The 7,578-nt window shown below is 70.1% G+C and carries 7 protein-coding genes and 2 pseudogenes; 4 read left to right on the top strand and 5 right to left on the bottom strand.

Annotated features, from left to right (window positions below; all coding sequences use genetic code 11):
• From ABZ948_RS40365 to ABZ948_RS40350, 4 genes are all read right to left on the bottom strand, one after another.
• Positions 1–883, bottom strand: an 883-nt coding sequence (locus ABZ948_RS40365) for a rhamnogalacturonan lyase family protein (protein ID WP_494487303.1), incomplete at its 3' end; no start/stop codon positions are given.
• A 349-nt stretch (positions 884–1,232) separates the two neighbouring features.
• Positions 1,233–2,114: an alpha/beta hydrolase family protein gene (locus ABZ948_RS40360; protein ID WP_359768112.1), complete on the bottom strand. Its 882-nt coding sequence runs from the start codon at positions 2,112–2,114 to the stop codon at positions 1,233–1,235.
• Positions 2,115–2,548: 434 nt separating this feature from the next.
• Positions 2,549–3,565 (bottom strand): PaaX family transcriptional regulator, encoded by a 1,017-nt coding sequence (locus ABZ948_RS40355; RefSeq protein ID WP_359768111.1) that lies wholly within the window; start codon positions 3,563–3,565, stop codon positions 2,549–2,551.
• A 382-nt stretch (positions 3,566–3,947) separates the two neighbouring features.
• On the bottom strand, positions 3,948–4,754 hold the full coding sequence (locus ABZ948_RS40350) for an aldehyde dehydrogenase family protein (protein WP_359768110.1): 807 nt from the start codon (positions 4,752–4,754) through the stop codon (positions 3,948–3,950).
• A gap of 95 nt (positions 4,755–4,849) precedes the next feature.
• On the opposite strand from ABZ948_RS40350, the gene ABZ948_RS40345 reads away from it, so the two are divergent.
• The 4 genes and pseudogenes from ABZ948_RS40345 to ABZ948_RS40330 all read left to right on the top strand — a co-directional run bounded on the left by ABZ948_RS40345 (position 4,850) and on the right by ABZ948_RS40330 (position 7,507).
• The gene (locus ABZ948_RS40345) at positions 4,850–5,761 is read left to right on the top strand and encodes a 3-hydroxybutyryl-CoA dehydrogenase (protein WP_359768109.1); all 912 of its coding nucleotides are present in this window, start codon (positions 4,850–4,852) and stop codon (positions 5,759–5,761) included.
• Positions 5,762–5,814: 53 nt separating this feature from the next.
• Positions 5,815–5,937, top strand: a pseudogene (locus ABZ948_RS40985) (alcohol dehydrogenase catalytic domain-containing protein); the annotation flags it as partial.
• A gap of 323 nt (positions 5,938–6,260) precedes the next feature.
• On the top strand, positions 6,261–7,331 hold the full coding sequence (locus ABZ948_RS40335) for an aromatic ring-hydroxylating dioxygenase subunit alpha (protein WP_190050366.1): 1,071 nt from the start codon (positions 6,261–6,263) through the stop codon (positions 7,329–7,331).
• A complete protein-coding gene (locus ABZ948_RS40330) occupies positions 7,328–7,507 on the top strand; it encodes a hypothetical protein (protein WP_359768108.1) in 180 nt (59 codons plus the stop codon). The genes ABZ948_RS40335 and ABZ948_RS40330 overlap by 4 nt, the downstream gene beginning before the upstream one ends.
• Here the strand turns inward: ABZ948_RS40330 and ABZ948_RS40325 are convergent.
• Positions 7,485–7,578, bottom strand: a pseudogene (locus ABZ948_RS40325) (aldehyde dehydrogenase family protein); the annotation flags it as partial. The gene ABZ948_RS40330 and the pseudogene ABZ948_RS40325 overlap by 23 nt on opposite strands.

Raw genomic sequence — 7,578 nt, 5'->3', positions numbered from 1 at the left:
CCATGATCAGCGACGGGCGGGAGCCGTCGAGGTAGGCGGTACCGGCGAGGAAGCGGTCGGCACGGTTGCCGTAGTTGTCGCCCCAGGAGGAGACGTTGCCGCGACCCGGGACGTAGTCCACGCTCTGCATCGCCTTGCCCGTCTGCCCGTTGAACATCGTCAGCAACTCCGGGCCGGACAGCACATAGCCGCTGGAGTTGCGATGGTCGGCGGACGCACTGCCGATCACCGCACCCGTGCCGTCCCGCGTACCGTCGGCGGTCTTCATGGCGACCTCGGCCCTGCCGTCGCCGTCGTAGTCGTACACCTGGAACTGCGTGTAGTGCGCGCCGGAGCGGATGTTGCGGCCCAGGTCGATGCGCCACAGCCGGGTGCCGTCGAGCTTGATGCCGTCCACGATCGTGTTGCCGGTGTAGCCGGACTGGGAGTTGTCCTTGGCGTTGGTGGGCTGCCACTTCAGGACGATGTCGAGGGCCCCGTCACCGTCGAGGTCGCCGACGGAGGCGTCGTTGGCCTCGTAGGTGTACGCGACCCCGTCGGGAGTCGTGCCACCGGCCGGCGGCGAGATCGGCACGTCCAGGTAGCCCGACCGGAACTGCAGCGCGCGCTCGGAGGTGCCTTGCTCGGTGCCGTTCACCACCGGGCGCACCGTGTAGTCGGCGGAGTCCGGGGCGCCGGAGTCCGTGTAGTTGGTGGAGCCGGTGATCGGCGAGGAGTTGAGCTTGGTGCCGCCGCGGTAGACGTTGAACCCCACGTCGGCGGGGTCGGTGGCCAGCCAGCGCCACGACACCAGGTTCCCGCTGCCGGTGTGGACACTGGTCAGCCCCCGGTCGAGGCGCTCCACCTGTCGCGCGGTCACGGCCTGCGCGGTCTGGGGCGACATGGTGAGCGCGGAGGCGGCCAGTGCGGTGGCGGCGGCTAGAAGACCTGCCACGCGGCCGTTCACGCTTCGGCGGATTCTTCGTTGACGCGGCGCAGTATGGGGACGCCGGCAGGAGTCGGTCACGGTGACCTCCGGTGGGGGGTGGGGGGCATGCACGCCTTGCGATGGATCACGAAGTGGTGGACGGCGGCGTGCTTCCCCGGCGGAAGACGTAGGGGGGGTGATGCTTGCGTCGGCAGGTTCGGTGAGGCTGCGCCACCGCATACGGCAGGCAGCGCGATGTCCGACGGATTGCCGACTGACTGACCCGATCATGACAATCCGACCCAAGGGTCCATGAGCGGTTGCCTCAGCCCAGGACGGATTCCCACCTGGTGTTGGACCCGGCCGCGCCGGCAGGGAGGCGGTCCCGTGCGGCGGTGTCGCCGTACATCGTCCAGCGGGCCCAGTCGACGACGGTCCTCGGGAAGCGCTGGTCGCTCCAGAAGCTGGTGTGGCTGCCACCGACGAAGGTGAGGAACGCCTTGGGCCAGGTCATCTCCGAGTACGCCTGCCGGGCCGAGGAGTACTGCGTGGTCGAGTCCCGGTCGCCGTGCACGAACAGGACCTTCGCGGAGATCGAACGGGACGGGGTGCCCATGTCCACGCAGGACTGCGGGTTGGCGGAGACGATCCGGCTGTCGGGCCAGGAGGTCAGCAGACCGTGGGTGACCATGCCGCCCAGGGAGTGGCCCGAGACACCCACGCCGATCCCGGTGTTGATGTGCCCGGCCAGCGGCCCGCTCGCGTTGAGCGCGAGGGTGTTGGTGAGGATCTGCGAGACGTCCTTGGAGGAGTTGCCGTTGTTGACGTCGTTGAAGTTGTGGTTGAAGTGCGGGGCGGGGACGACGAAGCCCGCCGCGGCCAGGGCCCGGATGATGAACAAGGAGTTCTGCGGGCTGCTCCCGTAGCCGTGGGTGAAGTTGTAGACGGGGAAGACACCGCCCGTGACCGGGGCGTTCGTCACCGGTGCGCCGCCGGGGGTACCGGTGGCGGGGTAGTAGACGTAGGTGGTGCACCGGCGACTGCCGCGGGTCCAGTCATACCGGCGCACGCCGACCGCGAACGGCGTGGTCGGTGCGCCCTGCGGCCTGACGGCGGCACCTGCCTGCCCGGTGTCGAGCAGGGACGCGCCCACGCCCGCCGCTCCGGCCGCACTCAGGGCCAGGAAGGTACGTCGTTGCATGCTCATGGGTGACTCCCGTGTGAGTGGGGGGTGTTCGTGGGGGAACGCGGAGTCCAGTGGGGTCTCGCCGCCCGGTCGCTTCACTGGTGAGGAAGTGTCAGGCGGGGTGACGGTGTGATGCTGCAGCTTCCGCCGACGGGAACACCGTTGTGCGGTGCGCCGGGGTGAACGAGGCGCCGGTCTTGCCCATCGGGCCGCCGCCGGGGAAACCCGGCTCCGCCCGCCATCATGACCACAGCCGAGACCATCAGTGCCGGCCTCCGAACGCCGACCGGCCGTAACTCACACATGCGGATGCCTCCTGTCGCCAGTGGTGCGGAGGTACAAGGCCGTGGACGGCGGGGGGCGATGCATGCGATCAGCTCTTGATGCGCCGGCAACTGGGAACGCTCCCACACCATGTCGAATAACAGAAAGAGTCACCATCGGACTCTCATCTGTCAATCGCTGCGACTCAATCCCTCGGAAGTGGCGGTCGGATCGTCGGCCATCAGACCGTGGCTGTGACCGATACCAGCACTCATTCCGGCGATCGTATGGGCACTGATGTCGAGGTGCGGACCGTCCGCGGACCGGGCCGCCACCGAACGGACGTGCTCCTGGGCCGGGTAGGCCAGACCGTCGTACACCGCGACGCACACCTCCCGCGCCCGGGACCGGGGCCAGTCGGCCGGCAGCAGCTCGACGGGCAGCAAGGGGTCCAGAACCGGAAAGTGGCGGTAGGTGTTCATCACCTCGGTGCGGGCACGCACCGCCGCGGCGCCGGTGACGCCACCAGCACCGATACGGGGCAGCAGGCTGCTCCACCGCCGGATGAAGATCTCGTACTGGCCGGCGATGCCGGGCAGGTCCCATGCCTCGACCGGGTTGCGGTTGGCCTCCGTCTCCAGATCCACCTGGCGTGCCCGGAACACGCTCATCGCCCCGAGCGCCAAGTCGGCCAGTTCGGCACTCCCCTTGGGGGTGAGCGGGTGCGGCGACGCCCAGACCGCGTCGTACAGCGGCGCGTATCCCCGCCACCGCAGCGCGGTGCGCAGCGCACGCCGTCGTGTGCTCTCCCGCTCCGGCACGGAGAAGGCGACCAGTGTCCACCATCCGTCCCATGAGTCGGGCTGCGTGGTGAACGTGGCGATGGAGGCGCCACCGCTCCACAGATCGACAGCGGCCTCCCGCGTCAGCCGATACACGCTGTACCGCCCCCGCCGACTGCCCTCCAGCACCCCTCGGCGCACCAGCCTGCTGATCGTCGTACGGGCCGCACCGTCGGCCACGTCGAACTCCCCCAACAACGCCACGATCGCCGCCGCCGGCAGCCAGGCCCGGCCCGGAAACGTGTAGTCAGCGATCAAGGTGACCGCCAAGCCCGCCGGTGAAGCATCTGCCTGCCAGCGCGGCAACCGGATCGGCCCAGTGCCGTCGCCGGAGAAGATCTCCTCGTGGTGAGACAGGTTCGCCAAGGCTGCTCCGACGCGTCGAATGGGGCGGCTCTACTGTAGCGGCCGGACCCAACGCTGTGACTCGGGCGTTGACTGCCGCCCCCTGTCAGCCGATCTCACCGGCGGGCACCTCCCACCAAGGGACACGCACCCGGACGTTCCCTGACTGCCGGACGTATAACGTTCACTGTCCGATCGGGACAGTGAATGAAACATGCCCCGTTGCCGTCTGGACGGCCCCGGTCTCGGGGCTCCCGGCCTTCTGGTCCGGCATGACCCCGGACGGCAAGACGGTCCTCGACAAGCCGCTGCCCCACAGCGAGCCGAAGACGCGGGCCGTGCTCGACCGATGCGGTATGACGGCTCAGCCGTTCGGACCGTGCCCGCGTCGCGTGCATCGCGGTCACGCAGAGTGAGGCGGCGCGCCTGTGTGCGTGGTCCGGAGGGAGTCCAGCAGTCTCGGGGACGCCTGGAGTGCCGTTCGCTGCATCAGGTCGACGACACCTCGGATCCCCGCCATCTCCGAGCCGCCGCCGGCCCGACCGGGGCCGCCGTGGCGCAGAGCGGGCAGGGGCGAGCCGTGCCCTGTGGTCTGCGTCATGGTCACCGAGTCCAGCAGGTGCGAGCGGCCGTGCCAGGGGGCCGCCTGACGGACGACCGCGGTCGTCCACGTGAGGTCGTCGCCGACCAGGGAGGCGGCAAGGCTGCCCCGGCCACGGGCCAGCAGGTCGGTGGCGTGGCCGGTGTCGCGGTAGGCGAGCACGGTCGCGACCGGGCCGAAGGGTTCCACCTCGTGGGGGGCGGAGGCCTCCGGGTCCGCCGAGATGAGCAGGGCGTCCAGGAAGGCGCCCCGCTCGGGGTCGGCGTCCACCAGCCGCACCTTCTGGGGGTCGCCGTGGACGAAGCGGCCGGACTCGGCGATCGCTCGCGCCGCCCTGCGTACGTCGTCGCGCTGGGCAAGGCTGACGACCGCCCCCATCCGAACGCCCTCCGCGGCAGGGTTGCCGATGGTCACCCCCGCGAGCTCGGACGCGATGGCGTCGAGCGCGGCGGCCTCATGCTCGCGCGGGACGAGGACGCGGCGGATCGCGGTGCACTTCTGGCCCGCCTTGACCGTCATCTCGGTCACGATCTCGCGGACAAACGCCTCGAACAGCGGTGATCCCGGGGTGACGTCCGGGGCCAGCACGATGACCCGGTGATCCGGCATGCCAACAACCTGGAGTCGATCCTCACCTACGAGGGCACCGTGGAGATGCACACCCTGATGATCGGCCAGGCGCTGACGGGTCAGGCGGCGTTCCGGTGAGCGAAGCGCACGGGCCGGGGAGCAGTGGACCGGAGCCGGGGCCCGACATTCGCCGGGTCGGTGTCGTCGGCTGCGGTCTGATGGGTGCGGGTATCGCCGAGGTCTGCGCCCGGGCCGGGCTGGACGTGGTGGTGCACGAGGTGAACGCGGGCACGGCCGAGACCGGCCGCGCCCGGATCACCGCCTCCCTGGACCGCGGGGTCCGCCGCGGCAAGCTCTCCGATGCGGAACGGCGCGCCGTCCTCGACCGGGTGCGGGTCAGCACGGACCTCAAGGAACTGGCCGACCGGGACCTGGTGGAGGCGGCGACGGAGGACGAGAAGGTCAAGGTCGAGCTGTTCGCCGAGCTGGACCGGGTCGTCACCCGTGAGGACGCGCTGCTCGCCTCGAACACCTCCTCCCTCCCCATCATGAAACTGGGCATGGCTACCACGCACCCGCATCAGGTGATCGGGGTGCACTTCTTCAACCCGGTTCCCGTGCTGGAGCTGGTGGAGATCGTTCCCTCGCTGCTGACGGCCCACCAGACCCGGTTCCGCGCTGAGGACTTCGTCAGGGCGGTGCTGGGCAAGACGGTGATCCGCGCCCAGGACCGGGCCGGTTTCGTGGTGAACGCCCTGCTGGTGCCCTACCTGCTCTCCGCGATCCGGATGCTGGAGTCCGGGCACGCGTCGGCGGAGGACATCGACACCGGCATGGTTCTCGGCTGCGCCCACCCCATGGGCCCGCTGAGCCTGGCCGACCTGATCGGCCTGGACACCCTCACCGCCATCGCCGAGGCGATGTATGCGGACTTCAAGGACCCGCTGCACGCACCGCCGCCCCTGCTGCTGCGCATGGCCGAGGCCGGCCTGCTCGGCCGCAAGTCCGGGCGCGGCTTCCACGACTACTCCCCGAAGGGCGACTGAGCCGATGGCGCGGGGAGTTCGCGGTGTCGGAGGCGGTGGTGCGGGTGCAGGCCGCCGCCGGCGTGGTCGAGACGGTGGGCGCGGGCGTCACCGAGGTGGCACCGGGCGACTTCGTCGTCCTCAACTGGCGTGCGGTCTGCGGGAACTGCCGGGGCTGTCTGCGCGGGCGGCCCTGGTTACCGGGCTGGCCGGCGCCGCGGAGATCATCGCGGTGGACATCGACGACCGCAAACCGGCGACCGCACGCTCGATGGGCGCCACCCACACCGTCAACTCGAAGGAGAACGACTCCTGCGCACGTTTGGGCCCGACCCTGACACCAGGCTCGTAGACCGAAGTACCGAGCCCGCCAGGCGCACGGCAAGGCCCTGACCAGCTCTTTCACAGATGCGCTTCCGCCTGACAGAAGCCGCCTTGCGCGGCACCCGCAGCCGTCAGGAACCTGATTCCACCGACGGCCGCGGGGCAGAGCCGCCCCGCTCTCAGGGATGGGAACGCCATGCCTCACATGACCGCCTTCGCCAGGAACCAGTGGTACGTCGCCGCCTACAGTCACGAGGTCGGGCGGGAGTTGCTCGGACGGACGATCCTCGGTGAGACGCTCGTGCTGTACCGGACCGAGGAGGACGGCACGCCGGTCGTCCTGCACGACCGGTGCGTGCACCGCCGCTACCCGCTGTCCGAGGCCCCGACCCGCCTCGACGGGGACCGGATCGTGTGCGGGTACCACGGGTTCACGTACGACACGACCGGCACGTGCGTGTACGTGCCGGGGCAGAAACGGGTGCCGCGCACGGCCCGGGTCGCCTCCTACCCCGTCGTCGAGCAGGACTCGCTGATCTGGGTGTGGATCGGCGACCCGGCACTCGCCGACCCGCAGGCCATCCCGCGGGCGAAGCACCTCGACTCCCCCGGCTGGGTGACCGTGCGCGGCATGGAGCCCATCGACTGCGACTACGGCCTGCTGGTGGACAACCTCCTGGACCTGTCCCACGAGACGTATCTGCACGGCGGTTACATCGGCACACCGGAGGTCGCCGAGACGCCGATCACCACGGAGGTCGACGAGGGCGCCGGGATCGTCCGGGTCAGCCGGCACATGGACGACGCCGAGTGCCCGCCCTTCTACGCCAAGTCGACCGGCATCGAGGGCCGGATCACCCGCTGGCAGGACATCGAGTACCACGCACCCTGCCTGTACCTGCTGCACAGCCGCATCGCCCCGGTCGGCGTGCTGCCCGAGGCGGACGGCAGCGACCCCAACGGCTTCCACACGGAGATCACCTACTGCATCACGCCGTCCGGCGACGGCAAGGTGTACGACTTCTGGGCCGTCTCACGGGACTGGGCGACGGACGACGCCGAGGTCACCGAGTTCCTGCGCGGCAACAACCACACGGTCGTGATGCAGGACGTCACCGCGCTCAACCTGCTGCAGAAGACGCTCGGCACCGAGCGCACCGGCTACCAGGAGCTGAGCATCAACATCGACACCGGCGGCCTGGCCGCGCGCCGCATCCTCGCCCGGCTGGTGGAGCAGGGCGAGAAGCCCGTGGAGAAGGTCCAGTGACGCGTCACACCGGCGAGATCTACCGCATCGACTGGCTGCCCGGCACCGACGTCCTGCACGGTACGTGCCACTGCGGCCGGGAGCACACCGCGCAGGACCCGGTCGAGATGTGGGAGTGGATGCTCGCCCACCCGCAGGGCCACGAGCCGCGATGGTCCACACCGTGCCGGCCTTGATCTCCCGGCCGACCCGCAGCGGGCGGTCCACATCGCGCGTCCAGACCGACGCGGCGAGGCCGTACTCGGTG

Origin of the sequence: Streptomyces olindensis (assembly GCF_040645895.1) — a bacterium.
Taxonomy (GTDB): domain Bacteria; phylum Actinomycetota; class Actinomycetes; order Streptomycetales; family Streptomycetaceae; genus Streptomyces; species Streptomyces olindensis.
This window is presented reverse-complemented; position numbering and strand designations above follow the sequence as displayed.

Coding starts and splice junctions, on each gene's coding strand:
- ABZ948_RS40360 (WP_359768112.1), bottom strand. CDS start 2,114: ATGAGCATGCAACGACGTACCTTCCTGGCCCTGAGTGCGGCCGGAGCG.
- ABZ948_RS40350 (WP_359768110.1), bottom strand. CDS start 4,754: ATGCCGGATCACCGGGTCATCGTGCTGGCCCCGGACGTCACCCCGGGA.
- ABZ948_RS40335 (WP_190050366.1), top strand. CDS start 6,261: ATGCCTCACATGACCGCCTTCGCCAGGAACCAGTGGTACGTCGCCGCC.